Genomic DNA, 19,560 nt, shown 5'->3' on the forward strand with positions numbered 1-19,560 from the left:
TTCGCCTAACGCACCCCACGGCCACGCGGCTCCGAAAATATCTCAGGAACCTCTTCAACCCTGCCGCATCCAACCCCAATACCCTGTTATTGGTGGACATCATGCGTCAGGTCCCGATACCGAAGATCGCGCCGCTCGACACCGGCGACACCGAGTTGGTGCGGCGGGCGCTGGCCCGCGACGAGGCGGCGGTGCGCACGATCATGCAGGCGAACAACCGCCGGCTCTACCGGCTCGCCCGCGGCATCCTGCGCAACGACGGCGAGGCCGAAGACGTCGTGCAGGAGGCTTACGTCCGCGCCTTCACCCATCTGGAAAGCTTTCGCGGCGAGTCCAGCCTGTCGACCTGGCTGTCGCGGATCACCATGAACGAGGCGCTCGGCCGGCTGCGCCGCCAGCGGCCCGCCGTCGAGATCGATTCATTGCCGCAGGGCAAGCTCGAAGCGGAGATCATCCAGTTTCCTCTTGCCGCGTCAGACGATCCGGAAAAATCCATGGCCCAGCGTGAAATCCAGCATGTCGTCGAGCACGCCATCGATGAATTGCCGGAAGCGTTCCGCCTCGTCTTCATCACCCGCGTCATCGAGGGAATGAATGTGGAGGAGACCGCCGAAATTCTTTCGCTAAAGCCGGAGACGGTGAAGACCCGTCTGCACCGAGCCCGCGCCATGCTGCGCGACAATGTCGAGCGAAAGATCGGCCCCGTGGTGATGGAAGCGTTTCCCTTTGCCGGTCGGCGCTGCGAGCGCCTGACGGACGCCGTGCTGAAGCGGCTTGGCTTGGCGGAATAATTTCCGGGAACCTCCGCGCGCTCCGACCATCCAACGCCTGTGCAACAACGCGCGGTTCGCCGCGCCACAGGAGTGTCAAACATGTTCATTCGATTGAGCGCGGCGATTGCCGCGTTGAGCCTTCTTGGCAGCGCCGCGCTGGCGCAGGGCGCAAAGCCCACCGATCCCCAGATCGCGCATATCGCCTACACCGCCGGCGTCCTCGACATCAACGCCGCCAAGCAGGCGATCGCGAAAACTGGCAACAAGGACGTCAAGGCGTTCGCGGAAGACATGGTGCGCGACCATGAGGCCGTGAACAAGCAGGCGCTCGACCTCGTCAACAAGCTGAAGGTGACGCCGGAAGACAACGACACCAGCAAGGCGCTGTCGAAGCAGGCGACTGAGAAGCTCGCCGAGCTCAACAAGCTGAAAGGCGCCGAATACGACAAGGCCTACCTCGCCAACGAGGTCGCCTACCACAAGGCCGTCAACGGCGCGCTGGAGACGCAGTTGATTCCGTCAGCCAGCAATGCCGAACTGAAGAGCCTGCTGCAAACCGGCCTGAAGATATTTCAGGGCCACCAGCAGCACGCCGAGCAAGTCGCCGCCAAGCTGAAGTGAGGCGCCCGCCATGCGTCCGGGCCGCTGTCTGCCTTTCGTCGCCGCCCTGCTCCTTGGCGCAACGGTCGTCCCGGCGCATGCGGCGACGATTCAAATCACGATCGACGATCTGGTGTTCGCGCCGACCGAGGTCTCCGCCCGCGTCGGCGACACCATAGAATGGATCAACAAGGACGTGTTCGTGCATACCGCGACCGCACGCAACGGCGATTTCGACGTGACCACGCCGCCGAAGAAGACGGTGACGTCGGTGCTGACGAAGGCCGGCAGCGTGGAGTATTACTGCCGGTACCATCCGAACATGAAGGCGGTGCTGACGATTGCGCCGTAAAGCGGGATGACGATTCTTCGAATCGTCATCCCGCTTTAGCTTTTTGTTTGAGCATGATCTTTCGGAGAACCGCTACACACTTTTCCGGATCATGCTCTGGCGCGGTTCAGGCCGCGCGCACCGAAGAGAGGAATTTTCCAACCTCGCGCTTCAACCGGTCGCTTTCACCGGACAGCGATTTGGCGGCGGTAAGCACCTGCGCCGAGGCGGAGCCGGTCTCGCTGGCGCCGCGCTGCACGTCGGTGATGTTGGCGGAAACCTGCTGCGTGCCGTGCGCGGCCTGCTGCACGTTGCGGGAAATTTCCTGCGTCGCCGCGCCCTGCTCTTCGACGGCGGCGGCGATGGTGGAAGCAATCTCGGACATCCGTCCGATGATGTCGCTGATCTCCTTGATGGCACCGACCGATTCCTGGGTCGCGACCTGGATGCCCGATATCTGCTGGCTGATCTCGCCGGTCGCTTTCGCGGTCTGTTCGGCCAGCGCCTTCACTTCGGACGCGACCACCGCGAAGCCGCGGCCGGCCTCGCCGGCGCGCGCCGCCTCGATGGTGGCGTTCAGCGCCAAGAGGTTGGTCTGGCCGGCAATGGTGTTGATCAACTCCACGACGTCGCCGATGCGGGCGGCCGCCTTGGCGAGCTCGGCGACGCGGTCGTTGGTCTTCTGCGCCTGCTCCACCGCCTCATTGGCGATACGCGCCGAGCCCTGCACCTGACGGCTGATCTCGTTGACGGACGATGCCATCTCTTCGGTGGCGGATGCGACCGATTGCACATTGGTGGAGGCTTCCTCGGACGCCGCCGCCACCATGGTGGTCAGTTCCTCGGAACGCTCCGCGGTTGCCGTCAGCGTGCCGGCGGAGGCTTCCAGTTCGGTCGAGGCGGATGCCACGACCTCGACGATCTCGCCGATCATTGCCTCAAAATCGCTGGTGATCCGGTCGACGCGCTGGCCGCGCTGGATTTTGGCATCGGCTTCCACCGCGGCCGCCGCGTCAGCCGCCTTCTTGGCGATCAGGGCATCCTTGAACACCTGCAGCGAGCCCGCCATGGCACCGATTTCATCGGCACGCGCGATGGTCGGGATCGCGACGTCATGCCGGCCGGCGGCGAGGTCGCCGACCACGCCGGTCAGGTTTGCCAGCGGCGTGATCACACGCCGCCGCAGCATCACGGTGACGCCGGCAAGCACGGCGAGCAACGCCACGACGGCAACGCCCGCCAGCGCCAGCATCGTCAAGGCAGCGTCGCGTGCGGCGCCGGCGCGTTCGGCGGCCTCCATGAGCGCTGCATCGCGCACCGCGAAGAAGGCCTGCACCGCCGGGACGATCGCGCCTGCGAGTTGCTCGGCGTTGATCGCGTATTTGCCCTCGGCGCGCCCGGTCGCCATTTCCTTTTCAAGCCATGGCGCGGCCTTGCCGAAATAGCCCTCGACGGCATCGTTCATCGCTTTGGCAAGGCGCGGCGGACTGCCGATCTGATCGACGCCGGCCTCGATCCGCTCGCGGTCGAGATCGACGCGGCCCTGGGCGCGGTCGGTGATCGATATTTCAGCCGCCGTCAGCGGTCGGCGCGTGCTGATGGCAAGCGACATGGTGGCGGCCCGGCCGCCGGCCGAGATCCGCAGGTCCTGCGCGGTGCGGGCGACATTCAACAGCGCTGTCAGCGACGCATCCGCCATCGCCACCTGGTTTTCCAGCCGGTTCAACAGCGGCTCGAGAATCCCGACAACGGCGGCAATGCCCGGCAGAAATCCCTTGATCGCCGCCGGATCGCGGCCGCTCATCGGCAACGCCAGCGCGCGGTCGCTCACGGCGCGAACCTCGGCGAGCTTGGCGGCAGCCTGGTTCAGGCCCTGGACGATCGCCGCGCCATCGTTGAGCGCACCGACCACCGTTTTTGCTTTGGCGAACGCGGCATCAGCGGCCTGCACCGCTTTCGCAGCCGTCTCCATCTGCGCGGGCGTTGCGGCGGCTTCCTGGAACAGCGGGCCGACATAAGGCGCCCGGAAGCCGGCGACCTGCTGGCCAACCGCCAGCACCGCGCCATAGGCCTCTACGGTCTTGATCGCCTCGCTCTTGCTGGCAAAGGTTCGGTATTGCGGAACGAGAACGCCGGCGCCAAGGACGACCGCCAGGATCGTCACCGAAAGCATCGATAGTGCAAAGAGCCGACCGATCCGCATGTTGGGTTTCCGCTGAGTGAAGGAGCGGTCAACCTAGGCGGAACCCGGCTAAGGCAGCCTTAATGCAGGCTTTAATGCAGGACGGTAGAACTACGGGGCTGCATGCGGCTCCGGCACGTCAGTACCGCCGCAAGATCATCGTCAGCCGCACCGCTACCGCCGCCTGCCACAGCGGATAGAGAAACGAGAACTTGTCGTCGAACCCGAGCGCGTCATCGAGCGCGAGCAGCGCGCCGGCCAACGCACCCGTGATCAGCATCGGCCACCACGCCGCGGGTTGCCGCGGCCCCGCCGGCAACAGCGCCATCCCGAGCGCCATGATGGTCGTGCCGACCAGACCACCGGTCAGGCCGGCGAGGAGATAGCGCATGACCCGGGGAGCATCGCCGGTATTCCCCTCGACAAGAACCGCAGCATCCACCGCACAGACGAAAGCGATCATGGTGACGATGGCGGCGATCAGCGCCGCCCACCATCGATTGGCGCTGAAGCGCCGCACGAGGACGAAGACGAGCACGGCGAACGGCACCGCGACCAACGAAATGCGAAACTGGCCGTTGGGGCCGGTGATTCTGTCGATCAGCAGCGGCGACAGCGGCGTGAGGATGCCGGTGACGATGCCGCCGGCGGCGACCATCAGGAGATTGTTGCGCGAAGTGTCAGCGGAGGTGGCCGCTTCGGTCAACACTCACCTCCATGTCCTGTAATTAAACTTGGCACCATTTCCGGCTCCCCTTTGAAAGGTTGACGCCGCACTATACACATCCATGGGTTGCTGGTGTTATCCAGCTCATCCCCTGCAGAATGTCGTCCCTCCCACCTTATCGCCCTTGACCAGCAAATGAGAGTAGTCCGTCGCCTGTTTCTCGGCCTTGCCACTGTCATGGCCGCGCTTGCCATGGCGCTTCTCTCCCTCGCAATCGTCGCGACCATCAAATTCTACAGCGCCCGCGATCCGGCATTACCCGCGCGCCCTCTTGCGACAAGCTCCGATGCGCCTTTGAGGCTTTCACGTATTGAACGCCAGAGCATCGCAACAGAGTATCCAACCTATTTCAGCCGCGGGAAGGAGCAGACATATCTGACGCTGGCCGAGTGGTACCAGGTCTACAGCTACAATGAATTTGGCGACTTCCTTGCAAGCGGTGGACGACAGACAGACTTTCCGTTTGCGACCGCCATCAGCAATTTCTGGAGCTGCTACTTCCTGTCGCTCGAGCAAAGCAAGGGCCACGAATTCAACTGGCAGTACAATTTTGTTTCCTGGGTCATCGGCATCAATTTGACGGTTGAGTACGGCGTCAAATTCGCCTACGAGAATACGATTGGCCGCATCACCCAGGCCATCGCGGGGAGCGATACCGAAGCCGATCGTTTCATTGCAAAATCCTGGGACAGCTACGCAAAGACGCTGTATCAGACGACGTGGTATCACTATCCCTACTTCGCCGATCTCTCGGGCATCTGGCACGAAACCACACTCCTCAACAGAGCGTTCATCAGGAATGCCGAGCGGAAAGCCGCGTTCTCGGTCTCGTACCTGCTCAAGGGCTCATACGCGCAATTGTGGCTCCTCAGCGCGGAGCAAAAGGACAATCAGACGTTCAGCGTCGTCTACGCCGCCAATCGCGCGCATCTGGACGATGACGGCATCAAGGTCCTGAAGGAATTGAGCGGAAATCGTTTTCTCATCGAAACCGGACGATACGCCGGCTTCAAAGCCGCGCTTGTGAAGCTGATCGAAAGAAACGTGTCGTTCGTCGAGATCATGGGACACGAAACGATCGCGCTCGCGTATCTCTCAGGGAACACCAAGGAACCGATTTCCGATTCGGCATCGGTCAAGATGATCGATCGGCGAGAACTGTTTTACCATCCGGAAGGCTACAGATACCGGGTTACCCTCGAGGCACGTGTCGACGCGTTGAAGGATACGCTTCGCCTGCTCGCTGAAAACGGTTCGAAATTCGAGATGATCTACGATTTCTGAACCCGGTGTGAGTAAAGGCCAAGGGCGACCGATGCCGGGAGGTTGGAGCGGGCGAAGGGAATCGAACCCTCGTATGCAGCTTGGGAAGCTGCCGTTCTACCATTGAACTACGCCCGCGGATCGTACCCCATGATTAGCCGACCGCGCGCCATTCGCCAAGCTGTTCCATTGTTCGTCTGGCCTTACTGTTAACTTCCCCAAAATTCCAGATGCGATTCAACGCGCCGATGCTATCATCCCAGGCTAGGGCTGGGCGGCTTATGGCGGGGCGTGGGTACACCATATTTGACACGGCGATCGGCCGCTGCGGGATTTCGTGGAGCCCGGCGGGCATTATCGGCGTGCAGCTCCCCGAAGTTCGCGAGATCGATACGCGGCGACGGCTCTATCAGCATTATCCCGACGCCCGCGAGCTTCGCCCGCCGGCGAATGTCCAGATCGCGATCGAGGGCATCGCAGCCCTGCTGCGCGGGGCGACGTGCGATCTTGCCGACATCACACTGGATATGACCGGCATTCCCGCCTTCAGCCAGCGCGTCTACGCCTATGCGCGCCAGATCCCGCGCGGCGAGACCCGGACCTATGCGGAAGTAGCTAGCAGCCTTCGCGCCTCCGGCGCGATCTATTCGGTGGCGCAAGCGATCGGCCGCAACCCCTTCATGATCATCGTGCCCTGCCATCGCGTGCTCGAAGCGGGCAATTACGCCGACAAGATCTCAGCCTTTGGCGGGGCGATCTCCAAGCGGCGGCTGCTCTCGATCGAGGGCGCCAGCCCGACCGTCAGCAAGACGCTGTTCGATGTGCTGCTGCCGGTTGCACCGCCCCGCGCGCATCCCTAAATCTGCGGGATGATCGCGACCACGCTCATCGAGCGCAAATCCATCTCCGTGTCGGACTTTCGCTGCACTGCGGGGCCCGGCGATACGCCCTTTGCGGAGCAGCACCGCTGCCACTCGATCTCCTATGTGCGCAAAGGCAGCTTTGGCCTGCACTGCCGCGGCAAGTTCAATGAGCTGGTGGCGGGATCGGTGCTGATCGGCCATCCCGGCGACGAGTATACCTGCACCCATGAGCACGTTTGCGGCGACGAATGCCTGTCATTCTTCCTCAGCCCCGAACTTGTGAACGCGCTCGGCGACAGCCAGACGCCGTGGCAGATCGGCGCCGCGCCGCCGCTGCCGGAGCTCGTGGTGCTCGGCGAGCTGGCTCAATCGGCAGCAGATGGCAGCAGCGACATCGGCCTCGACGAAATCGGCCAGGTGCTCGCAAGCCGCTTCGTCGAGGTGGTGTCAGGCAAGGCGCGCAAATCCGGTCCCGATGCGGCGCATAACCGCCGCCGCGCGGTGGAAACCGCGCTGTGGATCGACGCCAATTCGCACCGTCAGATCAATCTGGAGGACGCGGCCGCGCAGGCCGGGATCAGCCCGTTCCATTTCCTGCGGCTGTTTTCGGAAGTGCTCGGCGTTACCCCGCATCAATATCTGGTGCGCTCGCGGCTGCGCCATGCCGCGCGGCGTCTCGCCGACGACGACAGCCCGGTCACTGACATCGCCTATGACGTCGGCTTTGCCGATCTCTCCAATTTCGTGCGCACCTTCCATCGCGCCGCCGGCGCCTCGCCGCTGAAGTTCCGCCAGGCCTCGCGGGGCCAGCGCAAGATTTTCCAAGAACGGCTGGCCCTCAACTAGCTAGGTTTTCTCCAGGCCGCGCGAACTCGCGGCACTTTTGACTGGAGAATATCATGTACGACCACATCGGATTACGCGTCGGCGATCTCGACGCCAGCGTGCGCTTCTATACGGCGGCGCTGGCGCCGCTCGGCTTCGTGCTTTGCTCGCGCGACGATTCCGGCGCGGGCTTCGGACCGAAGGACGCGCCTGCGCTCTGGCTGCATCTACACAAGGGCCAAGCCGCAACCGGCGCGCATGTCGCGTTCCGCGCCAAGGATCATGCCGCGATCCAGAAATTTCACGCCGAAGGGCTGAAGTCCGGCGGCCGCGACAATGGCGGCGCCGGACTGCGCGCGGATTACAGCCCGACCTATTACGCCGCGTTCCTGATCGATCCGGACGGCAACAATGTCGAGGCGGTTTGTACGTAGTACGCCGCCTCGCTCTTCCCGCGTCATTGCGAGGAGCGAAGCGACGAAGCAATCCATGCCTCAGCAAGTGGTGAGATGGATTGCTTCGCTTCGCTCGCAATGACGGCTGAACGTCTATCCCTTTCAACAAGGACTTTCCCCATGGCCTCCATCCACAAAGAGATCCTCATCGAAGCCAACCCTGACGACGTCTGGGACGCATTGCGCGATTTCGGCGCGCTGCATACGCGGCTCGTTCCGGGCTTCGTGACCGACACCAAACTCGACGGTGACGCGCGCATTGTCACCTTCGCAAACGGTACGGTGGCACGCGAAATCCTGGTCGACTGCGACGAGGCGCGGCGGCGGCTGGTCTATGCCATCGTCAGCGAACGTATCAGGCAGCACAGCGCTTCCGCACAGGTCTTTGCCGAAAGCGACGGCCGCACCCGCTTCGTGTGGATCGCCGACGTCCTGCCGAATGAGTTCGCGCCCTACATGGACGCGCAGATGGATCTGGGCCTCAACGCCATGCAGAAGGCATTGGGACGCAGCGCGGCATGATATCCGCATTTCTCGACGCGCTCGGCGCGGACGGCCCCTCGGCCGACCGCGCCGGCAAAATGGATCTCTACGGCCGCTTCGTCGGCTCCTGGGATCTCGATGTCAGGCAATTTTCCGAAGACGGCACGGAGCGCCGCCGCGCCGGCGAATGGCATTTTGGCTGGGCGCTGGAGGGGCGCGCGATCCAGGATGTGTGGATCGTGCCGCCACGCGGCGAACTGCGGCATGGCGATGCCTCGGCCAATTTCAACTCGTACGGCACCACGCTGCGGGTCTACGATCCCGATATCGACGCCTGGCGGATTCAGTGGACCGACCCGGTGACGCGGAATTTCCTGCAGATGATCGGCCGCGCGGAAGGCCGCGACATCGTGCAGTTGGGCACACGGCCGGACGGCCAACTGGCCCGCTGGAGTTTTGCAGACATCACCGCCGATTCATTCCTGTGGTGCGGCGAAGTCTCGGCGGATGCGGGCACAACATGGCGTGTCATCACCAAGTTCACCGCCCGCCGCAGGAAAGGGTGATCTTTCTCACAGATCAGCTCACGACCCGCTCCTAGCCTCGGCGTGTGCGTCCGAATGGCGCCGCGCCCGCGGCCGCCCGCGCATGAGGAGTCGAGCCATGACTGGAGCTGACAAGGTCGTCTGCCACGCAGCCACGCTGCTGTTGCTGTTCACCCTGACATCGATGCCGGCCAAGGCCCAATTCGCCGGCTTCGGCGGCGGTGGTGGCAACGGCCAGGACATGATGACGCAGATGGCGCCGATGCTGGAAATGATGAAAGCGAAGATGGGCAAGCGCCGCTTCGCCGCGATGATGCAGACCATGGGCCCGATGATGAGCCGCATGATGGAAGGTGGCGGCGGTCTTGGCGGCATCCCGGCCGGCGGCTACATGCCCGAAAACTATGGCGTCGGCACGGGCGGCATGAATTTCGGCGGCATGACTACAGGTGGCTTGGGCGGCGGCGATTTCATCGGCATGCTCGGCAGCAGTGGCGGCGGCGAATTGATGACCATGGTCCCGCAACTGATGCGCATGGCCAATGTCGGCGGCGGCCGTCATGGCCGGCGGCGCGCGCGGCGGTAGTTTCATCCGTCATTGCGAGCCAACGGGCCGCGCGAATGCGCGCCCGATGACAGGCTCCGCGAAGCAATCCATCTTCCACGCACGCGGAAGATGGATTGCTTCGTCGCTTCGCTCGCGATGACGGGTATTACGGCAACGCCGGTCTAACCGCGGGCGCAGGCTGCGGCTTCGGCCCCCAGCGCGTTAACACCACGCTGAGGCACGACAGCACACCGAGCAGCACCATCGACGACGCCGCCAGCACGAAGAAATTTTGCGCAGTGCCGTCATGCGCCAACAACCACCAACCGCCGGCGAGGATAAACAGCAGTCGCGCTGTTTGCGCCAGCACCGGGCCGATCACCTTGGCCGCGCCTTGCGATGAAAAATAGCACGTCGTGGCAAGGCCGAGGAAGGCATACATCGGCGCCGCCGTAGACAAATACTGCCGGCTGGCAGCTCGCACGCTCGCATCATCGGTGAACAGATTTACCCAGATGTCGGGGAATGCAGCGATGAAGCTCGCGACCGCGCCGACCGAGACGAAGGCCACGAGCCCCGCGATCCAACAAATCCTGCGGGCCCGCGCAATGCGCTCTGCCCCGATCGCCATGCCGACCATCGGCACCGTGGCAATGCCGACGGCGAATGCGATCGAGGTCAGCATGAATTCGAGCCGCGCGCCGATGCCGTAGCCGGCGAGGATCTCAGTGCCGAAACTCGCCAGCATGTGGGTGAAGATGCTGATGGTGAGCACCGACTGGAGCGGCGAGAAGCAGGCAATGGCGCCTACCTTCAAAATGTCGATGAACATCGGCCAGCGAATGCGAAGGCCCCGGATCTTCGGAACGACGCGCGCGCGGCCCGAGAACAGATACCATGTCATCACGGAAATGCTGATGAGGTAGGCGATCAGCGAGCCGGCCGCGACGCCGCGCATACCGAATTGCGGGATCGGGCCGAGGCCCAAGCCCAGCGTGCCGCCGAGAATGATCTGGCAAACCGCCGACGAGAGCATCAAGGCCGACGGCAGCTTCATGTTGCCGGTGCCGCGCAAGATGCCCGACATCGTGTTCATCAGCCACGGCACCACGGCGCCGCCGAAGAAGATTTGCGTATAGGCGACCGCCTGCGTCAGGACGTTGCCGCGGCCGCCGAGCAGTTCGAGCAGCGCGGGCCCGAAGATCAGCATGCCCAGCATGAAGACGAGACCGAAGCACAAGCCGATCAATAGCGCGTGCGAAGCAAGGGCGGAGGCACGATCGCGGTCGCCGGCACCGAGCGCACGCGCGATCGCCGATGCCACGCCGCCGCCCATCGCACCGCCGGACATCGTCATCGTCAGGATCACGGTCGGAAACACCAGCGCCATCGCCGCCAGCGATTCCACGCCCAGGCGCCCGATATAGGAGGTCTCGGCGATGACGACGCAGGTGCCTGCGGTGAGCGCGATCACGTTCGGCCAGGCAAGCCACAACAATGTGCGCAGGATCGGCCCGTCGAGCAGCGCGTTCTTCGCCCGCGGCTCCGGCGGCGGCAGCGGACGCTCCTTTTCGTCCACGGGAATTTCGGCGACGCCGAGGTCGGACATTTCTGCTCCCCGCGCGCGGTCTTTGGTGGCCGCGGCGCGCTGTTTCCTAGCATGGCAGAGGACGATTCCGCGTGCACGGGGCGCAATGGGGCCCTGCGGGATTGCAGGCGGGGCCATACGTCCGCCACCTGCGCGGGCCACGCCGCCGGCCAGCCACTTCACAGGGAATTCATGCCGGCTCGACGAACGTTCGAGCCGGCACCGCATTGTCAAGGCAATAATCCCGGGAACCTCGCCATGCGCAAGCATATCCCTTTGGCCATCTGCGTCAGCGCGTTGGCGCTGCCGCTGGCCGCATGCAACGATCCCAAGGAGACAGCGACGGTGGCGCAGACCTATGGTCCTTCGCCGACGCTGCCGGCGCCGGAACATTCATGGATCCCGACCGTCGAGATCGCCTCGGTCAACCGCTGGCCGGACGGCGCCAAGCCGACCGCCGCCAATGGCATGACGGTCACCGCCTTTGCCACCGGGCTCGATCACCCGCGCACCGTCTACACGCTGCCGAATGGCGACGTGCTGGTCGCCGAGAGCAACGCGCCGCCGAAGCAGAGCGGCTTCAGCATCAAGGGCTTCATCTACGGACTGGCGCAGAGCTGGGCGGGCGCGGGCGTGCCGAGTGCCAACCGCATCACGCTGTTGCGCGACGCCGATGGCGACGGCGTGGCCGAGACCCGCAGCGTGTTTCTGAGCAACCTGAATTCGCCGTTCGGCATGGTGCTGGTCGGCGAGGATTTCTATGTCGCCAATGCCGACGCGATCGTGAAATTCACGTACCGCGAGGGGGACACCAAGATCAGTGCGCCCGGCGTCAAGCTGGCGGACCTGCCGGCCGGCCCCCTCAATCATCACTGGACCAAGGACCTGACGGCGAGCGCCGACGGCAGCAAGCTTTATGCAACCGTCGGCTCCAACAGCAATATCGGCGAGAACGGCATGGAGGCCGAGAAGGATCGCGCCGCGGTGCTGGAGGTCGACCGTGCCAGCGGCCAATGGCGTGTGTTCGCGTCGGGCCTGCGCAATCCCAATGGTCCGGCATGGAATCCGACGACGGGCGAGCTCTGGGTCGTCGTCAACGAGCGCGACGAGCTCGGCAACGATCTGGTGCCCGATTACATGACTTCGGTGAAGGACGGCGCGTTCTACGGCTGGCCGTACAGCTATTTTGGCGATCGCGTCGATACCCGCGTCGAACCGCGGCGGCCCGACCTGGTGCAGAAGGCGATGGCGCCCGATTATGCGCTCGGCGCGCATACGGCGTCGCTCGGGCTTGCGTTCAACACCGGCAATCTGTTTCCGCCGGATATGGAGGGCGGCGCCTTCATCGGCCAGCACGGCTCGTGGAATCGCAAGCCGCGCTCAGGCTACAAGGTGATCTTTGTGCCCTTCAAGGACGGCAAGCCATCGGGTCCGCCGCAGGACGTGCTGACCGGCTTCCTCAACGACAACGGCGAAGCGCAGGGCCGTCCCGTCGGCGTGCGGCTCGACAAGCAGGGCGCGCTGCTGGTGGCTGACGATGTCGGCAACACGGTGTGGCGCGTGACGCCGGCGGCGAAATCGGCGGCGCGGTAGCGCTTCGCCGTCATTGCTAGCGAAGCGACGTGTCCGCCCCTGCTTTAGCCAAGGCGGAAGCAATCCCATCGCACGGCGTAACGGATAGATGGATTGCTTCGTCGCCTTCGCTCCTCGCAATGACGGCGAACGGTGAGCTACACCCGGAAATGCTTGCTCAGCTTCAGCCCCTGCGCCTGATAGTTCGAGCCGATGCGCTGGCCGTACATGGCGTCGGGGCGCGACAGCATCTTCTCATAGACCAGGCGGCCGACGATCTGGCCGTGCTCGAGGATGAACGGCACCTCGCGCGAGCGCACTTCGAGCACGGCGCGCGCGCCCTGCCCGCCGGCGCCGGCATAGCCGAAGCCGGGATCGAAGAATCCCGCATAGTGCACGCGGAATTCGCCGACCAGCGGATCGAACGGCACCATTTCGGCGGCGTAATCCGGCGGCACCTGCACGGCCTCCTTGGAGGCCAGGATGTAGAACTCGCCGGGATCGAGGATGAGGCTGCCGTCGGATCGCGCCGGGATCGGCTCCCAGAATTCGTCGACGCCATAGCCGCCGCGACGGTCGACATCGACGACACCGGTGTGGCGCTTGGCGCGGTAGCCGACGAAGCCGCCGGAATTCTTGCCGGACAGATCAACCGAGAGTGCGACGCCATTGGCCAGATCGGCGTCGTCGATGTCGACCAGCCGTTCGGCGTCATGCAGCGCATCGAGTTCGTCGGCATTAAGGATGGCGTCACCGGTGCGGAAGCGCACCTGGCTGAGCCGCGAGCCTTCGCGCAGCAGCACCGGAAACGTCTTCGGGCTGATCTCGGCATAGAGCGGGCCGTGATAGCCGGCGCCGATCATGTCGAAGCGGCGGGTGCCGTCGGCAATCACGCGCGTGAACACGTCGAGCCGCCCCGTCGAGCTCTTCGGATTGGCGGCGGCCACGATCTCGGGCGGCAAGGCGAGACTTTCCAGCAGCGGGACGATGTAGACGCAATTGGTCTCCAATACCGCGCCGTCGGAGAGATTTATTTCATGCAACTTCAATTCGTCGATGCGCTCGGCAACGGTCGCGCCGGGACCGGGCAGGAAGCTCGCCCGCACCCGGTAGGCGATGTCGCCAAGGCGCAGGTCGAGGCTCGCCGGCTGGATCTGGCTTTCGACAAAGGGATAGGCCGGCAGGATCAGGCCCGCATCCGCCATCGCCGCGATCATGCGGTCGGGCAGAATCCCGTTGGCGTCGGGCGGTAGCGTGAACGACACGGCGCGGTCCTCTGAGGTGGCCCTTTCGGATGCCCAAATGTCATCCAAACCTCGCAAATATGGGCTTTTAGGGGTTATCTGATGGCCGCCTTGACTGAAAGGGCGCAAGCGAATATCAGCATGACTTATCCCGTGGTGATTTGAGCCGGCCGGCTTGCAGCCACGTTAAATAAATCGCTAAACAGGCCGGGGACACGTGTGATCCCGGCCTGGGGAAATTTTTCCAGGCCGGTTTTTTGTGACCATTTTCCAGTGGTCACGGCGGAGGTCACATGTCTGAAGTTGGTTCTACCAAGCGCTATCGTCCCGAAACCCGCCTCGTCCATGGCGGCACCCTGCGCTCGCAATTCGGCGAGACGTCGGAAGCGCTGTTTCTCACCCAGGGTTACGTCTACGAGAGCGCCGAGCAATGCGAGGCGCGCTTCAAGGGCGAGGATCCCGGTTTTATCTATTCGCGCTATTCCAATCCCACGATCTCGATGTTCGAGCGCCGCATGATCGAGCTCGAGGGCGCGGAAGCCGCCCGCTCCACCGCCACCGGCATGGCCGCGGTGACGACCGCGATCCTGGCGCCGCTCAGGGCCGGCGATCACGTGGTCGCCTCGAAGGCCCTGTTCGGCTCGTGCCTTTACGTTGTGCAGGACCTCCTGCCGCGCTACGGTATCGAAACGACGCTGGTCGACGGTCTCGATCTCGACCAATGGCAGCGCGCATTGCGGCCTAACACCAAGACCTTCTTCCTGGAGAGTCCGACCAATCCGACGCTCGATGTGCTCGATATTCCCTCGATTGCCGAGATCGCGCACAGGGGCGGCGCCCGGCTGGTCGTCGACAACGTGTTCGCCACCCCGATCTGGCAGAGCCCGCTGTCGCTCGGCGCCGACGTCGTGGTCTACTCCGCGACCAAGCACATCGACGGCCAGGGCCGCTGCCTCGGCGGCATCATTCTCTCGTCCGAAGCCTTCATCGCCGAGCACCTGCACAACTTCATGCGCCAGACCGGGCCGTCGCTGTCGCCGTTCAACGCCTGGGTCCTGCTCAAGGGCCTGGAGACGCTTGGCGTGCGGGTGCGCGCGCAGACCGACAACGCGGCGAAGCTCGCCGAGACGCTGGCAAGCCATCCGAAGATCTCGCGATTGATCTATCCCGGCCGCGCCGATCATCCGCAGGCGGAGCTGGTGAAGAAGCAGATGCGCGGCGGTTCGACGCTGGTCGGCTTCGAGGTGAAGGGCGGCAAGGCGGCCGCCTTCCGCGTCCTCAATGCCTTGAGGCTTGCGAAGATCTCCAACAATCTCGGCGATGCCAAGAGCCTCGTCACCCATCCCGCGACGACGACGCATCAGCGCCTCACGCCCGAGGCGCGCGCCGAACTCGGCATCAGCGAGGGCTTCATTCGCTTCTCGGCAGGCCTCGAGCATGCAGACGATCTGATCGAGGATGTTGCGCAGGCGCTGGAGAAGGCGTAGCGGGCGAATGGCGAATAGCATCTTCACCATTCGCTATTCGCTACTTCCTATTCGCCAACATCACATCGGCCGATAGGCCCGCACATCCGCCGGCACGGCGACGCCGAGCTTGATCTGGCCGACCGACTTGATGATGTCGTCGCCGAGCAGTTGCGCGAAGCAGGCGTAGCCCCAGTCGCTCATGTGCAGGCCGTCGGCGATCACGAAATTCTCGATCGGGATTGCCTGCTTTTCGTGCCAGTCCTTCATCACCGCAAAGCGCGGGAAGACGCCGACCTTGCGCAGCTCGGCGACCTTGTTGAGCAGCGACATCATCTTGCCGGCGCTCTCGGCGTGCTCGTTGACGCGCGGCGAATATTGCGGATCGATCAGCACGACGTCGGCGCCCGCGGCCTGAATGCGCCCGATGCCTTCCTCGACGAGTTTTGCCGTCTCGGCGGGATCAAGATTACGCAACACCGCGTTGGTGCCGACCTGCCAGATCACCAGATCCGGATGCATATCGAGAACGGAGGTCTCCAGCCGCTTCATCATTTCCGGCGCGTCCTCGCCGCCCTTGCCGGCATTGACGACGGCGATGTTCGCGGTCGGATATTGCCGGCGCAATTGCGCGGCGAGCCGGTTGGGATAGTTGAATTCCGGCGAAGTCGCGCCGTAGCCCGCAGTCGACGACGATCCGAACGCCACGATCACCACCGGCTGGCCGGCGACGAGCTTGCTCGCGACGCGCGGCAGCGAGCCCATCGATTTGGAGCCGCCCTTGGGCGGCAGGCACGGAACGCGGTTAAAAATGTCGCTGGCCGATTTCGCGACCTCCTTCACCTTGTCGATCGCCTTGCCGGTAACGCCCTTCTGCGCCGCCGGATTGGCGGCCGCCGACGGCGCGGCCTGTGGCGCGGTGGTTTCGGCCGGCTTCCTCTCAGCCTTGTTTTCAGTTTGGACGCTATCGGACAGCGCCGCCTGCTGGGCGGTCTGTTGCGGGGCCGTCTGGGCATGCATCGGCAAGACCGAGGCAGGCGTCAGCAGCGCCAGGCCCGCGGCGGAGACAGTCAGCAATATCGACAAACGAAAAGGGCAGTGACGACTCATCAACGCTAGTTCCCTAATTCTGCTGCGCCTGGTCGAGGCGGGCCGCATCGAGCACAAACTTCGACAATGCGCGGCCAAGGCAGGCATGAACCCGTTTGGCCATGTCGGTCCCGTGAAAAGTACTGAACAGGTCGAAATCTCCGGCGTCGTTCCAGTGACGCATGATGGCAAAGCGGTCGAACAGGGGAACCCCGTGCTGCTGCGCCACCACGCGCATATTATCTAGGTACGGCGGCGCGGAAATCATGGTTTCCGTCCGCGGGCTGTATTGCAGATTGACCAAAATCACGTCAGTTCCCGCATTTTGCAGCGCAACAACGCCGTCATCGACAGCACCGCGAAAGTCGTCGGGATCGACGGATCGCATAGCATCGACGGTTCCGGTCTGCCAGATGACCAAAGTAGGCCTTTTTGCTTCCACCAGCTTAACAAGGGTGGTGTCTACCTCCTCGGCGGTCTTCCCGCTCTGTAGTTCTACGGAGAGGTTGACCGGGATCGAGGGTAGCTTCTCCTTCAGGGCCGCCTGCAGCTTGGCCGGATAGGCACTGGCCTCGGAGGACAGGATGGTCGACGACCGGCTCCCGACCACCAGGACGGTCAGCGGCCGGGCGTTCTTGACGGCCTCGGCGACCTTCGGAAGCGTGCTCTCGGTGGAGAGAAGATAGCCGGGAACTTCACAGCTCTGCGGGGCGGCATCCTGGGCACGCGCGGAAGCCGTGGCTGCCAGACCCGCCAGCAGCGTCAGGGCCAGCACAGCTCCGGGACGGGGCCTCATACGCTTCCCCCCGCCATATCGGCATTGATGACCGGCTTTTTCGTTTTCGACGCTCCCTTGTCGGCCGAATGCTTGTACCACGAAATCACCCACGCCACGCCCCACATGATGAGGATGCCGGCAAGGCTGATCAGGGCGTGCATGAGGGCACCCCCGCCAACTTCGGCCAGCACGAAATGCCCCGCAAAGGCCAGGAAGACGCCAAGGCAGAATATCTCAAGCGAATGCTGGCCGCAGAGGATCAATGGTCGCAGCCAGCGCGATTTGAGGCCCGACCAACTCCGGGGCAGGAAACGCACGGTGAGCGCCGCCAGCGCCAGGAAATGGGCGAACCGCAGGACGTCCAGGTCGGTCTTGGTGATCGGATACATCCACTGTTCGATCCGCTTCGGCATCAGGAAGCTGAGCTGCGGAATGTGCCAGGTCAGCGTGACGAAGAACGCAAACAGCAGATAGGCAATGCAGATCCACATCGTCACCGGCGACGACAGGATCCGCGACATCCGCGCGGCGCCGCCGAGCGCGCACCAGGCGCCGAACACGAACAGCAACTGCCAGCAGAACGGATTGAATATCCAGAAGCCGCTTGGATAGGCCGTCAGGTACCAGTCGAACTGCCAGGTCAGCGCGTACAAGAGCACCGACATCCCCAACGCGATGTCGGCCCGCCACTTCATCAGCCACAGGATAATCGGCAGGAACAGCATCAGCACGATGTAGAGCGGCAGCACGTCCATGTTGACGGGACGGAATCGCAGCAGCAGCGCCTGGATGATGGTCACATCCGGCTGCTTGAGGAAATCCATGATGCCCATTTCCTCGCTGTAGAGCGGGTTCTCGAAACGGGTGGCGACGTAGGATATTTCGGCGAGGAAGATCGTGAACAGGAAGACATGGGCAACGTAGATCTGCCAGACGCGCCGCATGATGCGCGCGGTCGCCACCACGAAGCCGGCCTCGAGCATCGCGCGGCCGTAGACGAAGGCGGCGGTGTAGCCCGAGATGAAAATGAAGATTTCGGTGGCGTCGGAAAATCCGTAATTGCGGATCGTGAACCAGGTCAGGATGTTGGCCGGCAGATGGTCGATGAAGATCAGCCACAGCGCCATGCCGCGAAACAGATCCAGCCGCAATTCGCGCTCGCCGGCCACCGGCACCGCAATCGCCGGCGCGGCGGCCTTTACCTCGCTAGCCTTTACCTCGCTAGCCTTGGCATCGCTGAGCGGCGTTCCGGCAACAGGATCGGCAATGGACGACATCGGGCACCGTTTGGGCAGTTGAGCTTCTACGCGTGCACTGTCCCGGAAAGATAATATCGGCCAGCAACTTGCACACAAGATACGCAAGCAGGAGATACGGAGCCGGGCAGCGCGCGGTTGCGCTCTAGAATGGAACTATGTTGAAACCGCGATGAGGCAAGCGGCAACCCGGCGGCGCGGAGATTGGTTCCCCCGGCATTCCCGGCTATGATGCGAGACAGGATTTCCGAAAGCTTGTCCGCATGTATCGCGCCGTCACCCGCCAGATCGAAGTTACTGTCGAACCGAACTTCCTTCCCGAACGCTCGTCGGTCGACAAGGGCCAGTATTTCTGGTCCTACACCATCGTCATCACCAACACCGGCGCCGAGACCGTCCAGCTTCGTACCCGGCACTGGATCATCACCGACGCCACCGGCCGCAAGCAGGAAGTCCGCGGCGAAGGCGTGGTCGGCGAGCAGCCTGTTTTGGCGCCGGGCGAACGCTTCGAATACACCTCCGGCGTGCCGCTGCCGACCGCCTCGGGCTTCATGACCGGCCGCTACCAGATGGTCAGCGAAAGCGGCGAGCGGTTCGAGATCGACGTGCCGACGTTCTCGCTCGATAGCCCGGATAACCGGCGGGTTTTGAATTAGAGGCACGGATTTCGTCGCCATCTCGTAGCCCGGCGCTCCATCCACGTCATTGCGAGCGCAGCGAAGCAATGCATCCTTCTGCGTATGAGGTGATAATGGATTGCTTCGCTGCGCTCGCAATGACGTGGATATGGTTTCGCGATCTCGCGACAAGTTTGCCCGAGGTTTGCAACTCGTTCGCCCTCATCGAAATCAGAGCAACTGTGCTGGAAGTAGCCCGGTGATCGGCCGGCCTCAAGGCTGGCGCTGGCGCGCCCCCGCCTACGGCGGCTGCGGCCTTGACCCCGCCCGTTCACCGGTCTGTCGGCTTTGCAAGC

Annotated in this window: 20 protein-coding genes, 1 tRNA gene and 1 riboswitch; of the genes, 13 read left to right on the forward strand and 8 right to left on the reverse strand. The window is 63.6% G+C overall.

Features of this window, described 5'->3' with window-relative positions:
• Positions 1–101 precede the first annotated feature (101 nt).
• From AC0QUY_RS31080 to AC0QUY_RS31090, 3 genes are all read left to right on the forward strand, one after another.
• The gene (locus AC0QUY_RS31080; protein WP_475390046.1) at positions 102–791 is read left to right on the forward strand and encodes an RNA polymerase sigma factor; all 690 of its coding nucleotides are present in this window, start codon (positions 102–104) and stop codon (positions 789–791) included.
• 81 nt (positions 792–872) lie between these two features.
• The gene (locus AC0QUY_RS31085) at positions 873–1,394 is read left to right on the forward strand and encodes a DUF4142 domain-containing protein (RefSeq protein WP_475390047.1); all 522 of its coding nucleotides are present in this window, start codon (positions 873–875) and stop codon (positions 1,392–1,394) included.
• Between the two features lie 10 nt (positions 1,395–1,404).
• On the forward strand, positions 1,405–1,725 hold the full coding sequence (locus AC0QUY_RS31090) for a cupredoxin domain-containing protein (protein ID WP_475390048.1): 321 nt from the start codon (positions 1,405–1,407) through the stop codon (positions 1,723–1,725).
• A gap of 106 nt (positions 1,726–1,831) precedes the next feature.
• Here AC0QUY_RS31090 and AC0QUY_RS31095 read toward each other — a convergent pair whose 3' ends face one another.
• Together AC0QUY_RS31095 and AC0QUY_RS31100 are read right to left on the reverse strand one after the other, a co-directional pair.
• Complete coding sequence (locus tag AC0QUY_RS31095) at positions 1,832–3,907, reverse strand: methyl-accepting chemotaxis protein (RefSeq protein WP_475390050.1); 2,076 nt, start codon at positions 3,905–3,907, stop codon at positions 1,832–1,834.
• 118 nt (positions 3,908–4,025) lie between these two features.
• Positions 4,026–4,592 carry a hypothetical protein gene (locus AC0QUY_RS31100; RefSeq protein WP_475390052.1) on the reverse strand — a complete coding sequence of 189 codons (567 nt, stop codon included), beginning with the start codon at positions 4,590–4,592 and terminating at the stop codon, positions 4,026–4,028.
• A gap of 156 nt (positions 4,593–4,748) precedes the next feature.
• On the opposite strand from AC0QUY_RS31100, the gene AC0QUY_RS31105 reads away from it, so the two are divergent.
• Complete coding sequence (locus AC0QUY_RS31105) at positions 4,749–5,897, forward strand: hypothetical protein (RefSeq protein WP_475390054.1); 1,149 nt, start codon at positions 4,749–4,751, stop codon at positions 5,895–5,897.
• 43 nt (positions 5,898–5,940) lie between these two features.
• On the opposite strand, the gene AC0QUY_RS31110 is transcribed toward AC0QUY_RS31105, so the two are convergent.
• A tRNA-Gly gene (locus AC0QUY_RS31110) sits at positions 5,941–6,014 on the reverse strand.
• A 143-nt stretch (positions 6,015–6,157) separates the two neighbouring features.
• Here AC0QUY_RS31110 and AC0QUY_RS31115 point away from each other — a divergent pair.
• The 6 genes from AC0QUY_RS31115 (at position 6,158) to AC0QUY_RS31140 (ending at position 9,633) form a co-directional block, all read left to right on the forward strand.
• The gene (locus tag AC0QUY_RS31115) at positions 6,158–6,736 is read left to right on the forward strand and encodes a methylated-DNA--[protein]-cysteine S-methyltransferase (RefSeq protein WP_475390055.1); all 579 of its coding nucleotides are present in this window, start codon (positions 6,158–6,160) and stop codon (positions 6,734–6,736) included.
• Between the two features lie 9 nt (positions 6,737–6,745).
• Positions 6,746–7,585 (forward strand): helix-turn-helix transcriptional regulator, encoded by an 840-nt coding sequence (locus AC0QUY_RS31120; protein WP_475390057.1) that lies wholly within the window; start codon positions 6,746–6,748, stop codon positions 7,583–7,585.
• 53 nt (positions 7,586–7,638) lie between these two features.
• Positions 7,639–7,998 carry a VOC family protein gene (locus AC0QUY_RS31125; protein ID WP_475390058.1) on the forward strand — a complete coding sequence of 120 codons (360 nt, stop codon included), beginning with the start codon at positions 7,639–7,641 and terminating at the stop codon, positions 7,996–7,998.
• Positions 7,999–8,139: 141 nt separating this feature from the next.
• Positions 8,140–8,541 (forward strand): SRPBCC family protein, encoded by a 402-nt coding sequence (locus AC0QUY_RS31130; RefSeq protein WP_475390059.1) that lies wholly within the window; start codon positions 8,140–8,142, stop codon positions 8,539–8,541.
• Positions 8,538–9,068 carry a hypothetical protein gene (locus AC0QUY_RS31135; protein ID WP_475390060.1) on the forward strand — a complete coding sequence of 177 codons (531 nt, stop codon included), beginning with the start codon at positions 8,538–8,540 and terminating at the stop codon, positions 9,066–9,068. The genes AC0QUY_RS31130 and AC0QUY_RS31135 overlap by 4 nt, the downstream gene beginning before the upstream one ends.
• A 97-nt stretch (positions 9,069–9,165) precedes the next feature.
• Positions 9,166–9,633, forward strand: coding sequence for a hypothetical protein (locus tag AC0QUY_RS31140; RefSeq protein ID WP_475390061.1), 468 nt, complete (start codon positions 9,166–9,168; stop codon positions 9,631–9,633).
• A gap of 127 nt (positions 9,634–9,760) precedes the next feature.
• Here AC0QUY_RS31140 and AC0QUY_RS31145 read toward each other — a convergent pair whose 3' ends face one another.
• Positions 9,761–11,203, reverse strand: a complete 1,443-nt coding sequence (locus AC0QUY_RS31145) for an MATE family efflux transporter (RefSeq protein ID WP_475390062.1) — start codon at positions 11,201–11,203, stop codon at positions 9,761–9,763.
• Positions 11,204–11,440: 237 nt separating this feature from the next.
• Between AC0QUY_RS31145 and AC0QUY_RS31150 the strand changes: the two genes are divergently transcribed.
• Complete coding sequence (locus AC0QUY_RS31150) at positions 11,441–12,775, forward strand: PQQ-dependent sugar dehydrogenase (protein ID WP_475390064.1); 1,335 nt, start codon at positions 11,441–11,443, stop codon at positions 12,773–12,775.
• 137 nt (positions 12,776–12,912) lie between these two features.
• Here the strand turns inward: AC0QUY_RS31150 and AC0QUY_RS31155 are convergent, their stop codons facing one another.
• Positions 12,913–14,019 carry a 2'-deoxycytidine 5'-triphosphate deaminase gene (locus AC0QUY_RS31155; protein WP_161850538.1) on the reverse strand — a complete coding sequence of 369 codons (1,107 nt, stop codon included), beginning with the start codon at positions 14,017–14,019 and terminating at the stop codon, positions 12,913–12,915.
• Between the two features lie 122 nt (positions 14,020–14,141).
• Positions 14,142–14,221, forward strand: a riboswitch (SAM riboswitch).
• Positions 14,222–14,291: 70 nt separating this feature from the next.
• On the opposite strand from AC0QUY_RS31155, the gene AC0QUY_RS31160 reads away from it, so the two are divergent.
• A complete protein-coding gene (locus AC0QUY_RS31160) occupies positions 14,292–15,485 on the forward strand; it encodes an O-succinylhomoserine sulfhydrylase (protein ID WP_475390065.1) in 1,194 nt (397 codons plus the stop codon).
• 60 nt (positions 15,486–15,545) lie between these two features.
• Here AC0QUY_RS31160 and AC0QUY_RS31165 read toward each other — a convergent pair whose 3' ends face one another.
• The 3 genes from AC0QUY_RS31165 to AC0QUY_RS31175 are packed head-to-tail and all read right to left on the reverse strand — an operon-like array spanning position 15,546 to position 18,608.
• Positions 15,546–16,574: an SGNH/GDSL hydrolase family protein gene (locus AC0QUY_RS31165; protein ID WP_475390066.1), complete on the reverse strand. Its 1,029-nt coding sequence runs from the start codon at positions 16,572–16,574 to the stop codon at positions 15,546–15,548.
• A 13-nt stretch (positions 16,575–16,587) separates the two neighbouring features.
• Positions 16,588–17,349: an SGNH/GDSL hydrolase family protein gene (locus tag AC0QUY_RS31170; RefSeq protein WP_475390068.1), complete on the reverse strand. Its 762-nt coding sequence runs from the start codon at positions 17,347–17,349 to the stop codon at positions 16,588–16,590.
• Positions 17,346–18,608, reverse strand: a complete 1,263-nt coding sequence (locus AC0QUY_RS31175; protein ID WP_475390070.1) for an OpgC domain-containing protein — start codon at positions 18,606–18,608, stop codon at positions 17,346–17,348. Before AC0QUY_RS31175 ends, AC0QUY_RS31170 begins: the two co-directional genes overlap by 4 nt.
• A gap of 242 nt (positions 18,609–18,850) precedes the next feature.
• Between AC0QUY_RS31175 and apaG the strand changes: the two genes are divergently transcribed.
• On the forward strand, positions 18,851–19,243 hold the full coding sequence (gene apaG / locus AC0QUY_RS31180; protein ID WP_161850543.1) for a Co2+/Mg2+ efflux protein ApaG: 393 nt from the start codon (positions 18,851–18,853) through the stop codon (positions 19,241–19,243).
• The last annotated feature ends 317 nt before the right edge of the window (positions 19,244–19,560 follow it).

It is taken from the genome of Bradyrhizobium sp. WYCCWR15520 (assembly GCF_056174665.1).

Coding starts and splice junctions, on each gene's coding strand:
- AC0QUY_RS31135 (WP_475390060.1), top strand. CDS start 8,538: ATGATATCCGCATTTCTCGACGCGCTCGGCGCGGACGGCCCCTCGGCC.
- AC0QUY_RS31090 (WP_475390048.1), top strand. CDS start 1,405: ATGCGTCCGGGCCGCTGTCTGCCTTTCGTCGCCGCCCTGCTCCTTGGC.
- AC0QUY_RS31085 (WP_475390047.1), top strand. CDS start 873: ATGTTCATTCGATTGAGCGCGGCGATTGCCGCGTTGAGCCTTCTTGGC.
- AC0QUY_RS31150 (WP_475390064.1), top strand. CDS start 11,441: ATGCGCAAGCATATCCCTTTGGCCATCTGCGTCAGCGCGTTGGCGCTG.
- apaG (WP_161850543.1), top strand. CDS start 18,851: ATGTATCGCGCCGTCACCCGCCAGATCGAAGTTACTGTCGAACCGAAC.
- AC0QUY_RS31080 (WP_475390046.1), top strand. CDS start 102: ATGCGTCAGGTCCCGATACCGAAGATCGCGCCGCTCGACACCGGCGAC.
- AC0QUY_RS31125 (WP_475390058.1), top strand. CDS start 7,639: ATGTACGACCACATCGGATTACGCGTCGGCGATCTCGACGCCAGCGTG.
- AC0QUY_RS31165 (WP_475390066.1), bottom strand. CDS start 16,574: ATGAGTCGTCACTGCCCTTTTCGTTTGTCGATATTGCTGACTGTCTCC.
- AC0QUY_RS31140 (WP_475390061.1), top strand. CDS start 9,166: ATGACTGGAGCTGACAAGGTCGTCTGCCACGCAGCCACGCTGCTGTTG.
- AC0QUY_RS31160 (WP_475390065.1), top strand. CDS start 14,292: ATGTCTGAAGTTGGTTCTACCAAGCGCTATCGTCCCGAAACCCGCCTC.
- AC0QUY_RS31115 (WP_475390055.1), top strand. CDS start 6,158: ATGGCGGGGCGTGGGTACACCATATTTGACACGGCGATCGGCCGCTGC.
- AC0QUY_RS31175 (WP_475390070.1), bottom strand. CDS start 18,608: ATGTCGTCCATTGCCGATCCTGTTGCCGGAACGCCGCTCAGCGATGCC.
- AC0QUY_RS31170 (WP_475390068.1), bottom strand. CDS start 17,349: ATGAGGCCCCGTCCCGGAGCTGTGCTGGCCCTGACGCTGCTGGCGGGT.
- AC0QUY_RS31130 (WP_475390059.1), top strand. CDS start 8,140: ATGGCCTCCATCCACAAAGAGATCCTCATCGAAGCCAACCCTGACGAC.
- AC0QUY_RS31120 (WP_475390057.1), top strand. CDS start 6,746: ATGATCGCGACCACGCTCATCGAGCGCAAATCCATCTCCGTGTCGGAC.
- AC0QUY_RS31095 (WP_475390050.1), bottom strand. CDS start 3,907: ATGCGGATCGGTCGGCTCTTTGCACTATCGATGCTTTCGGTGACGATC.
- AC0QUY_RS31145 (WP_475390062.1), bottom strand. CDS start 11,203: ATGTCCGACCTCGGCGTCGCCGAAATTCCCGTGGACGAAAAGGAGCGT.
- AC0QUY_RS31105 (WP_475390054.1), top strand. CDS start 4,749: ATGAGAGTAGTCCGTCGCCTGTTTCTCGGCCTTGCCACTGTCATGGCC.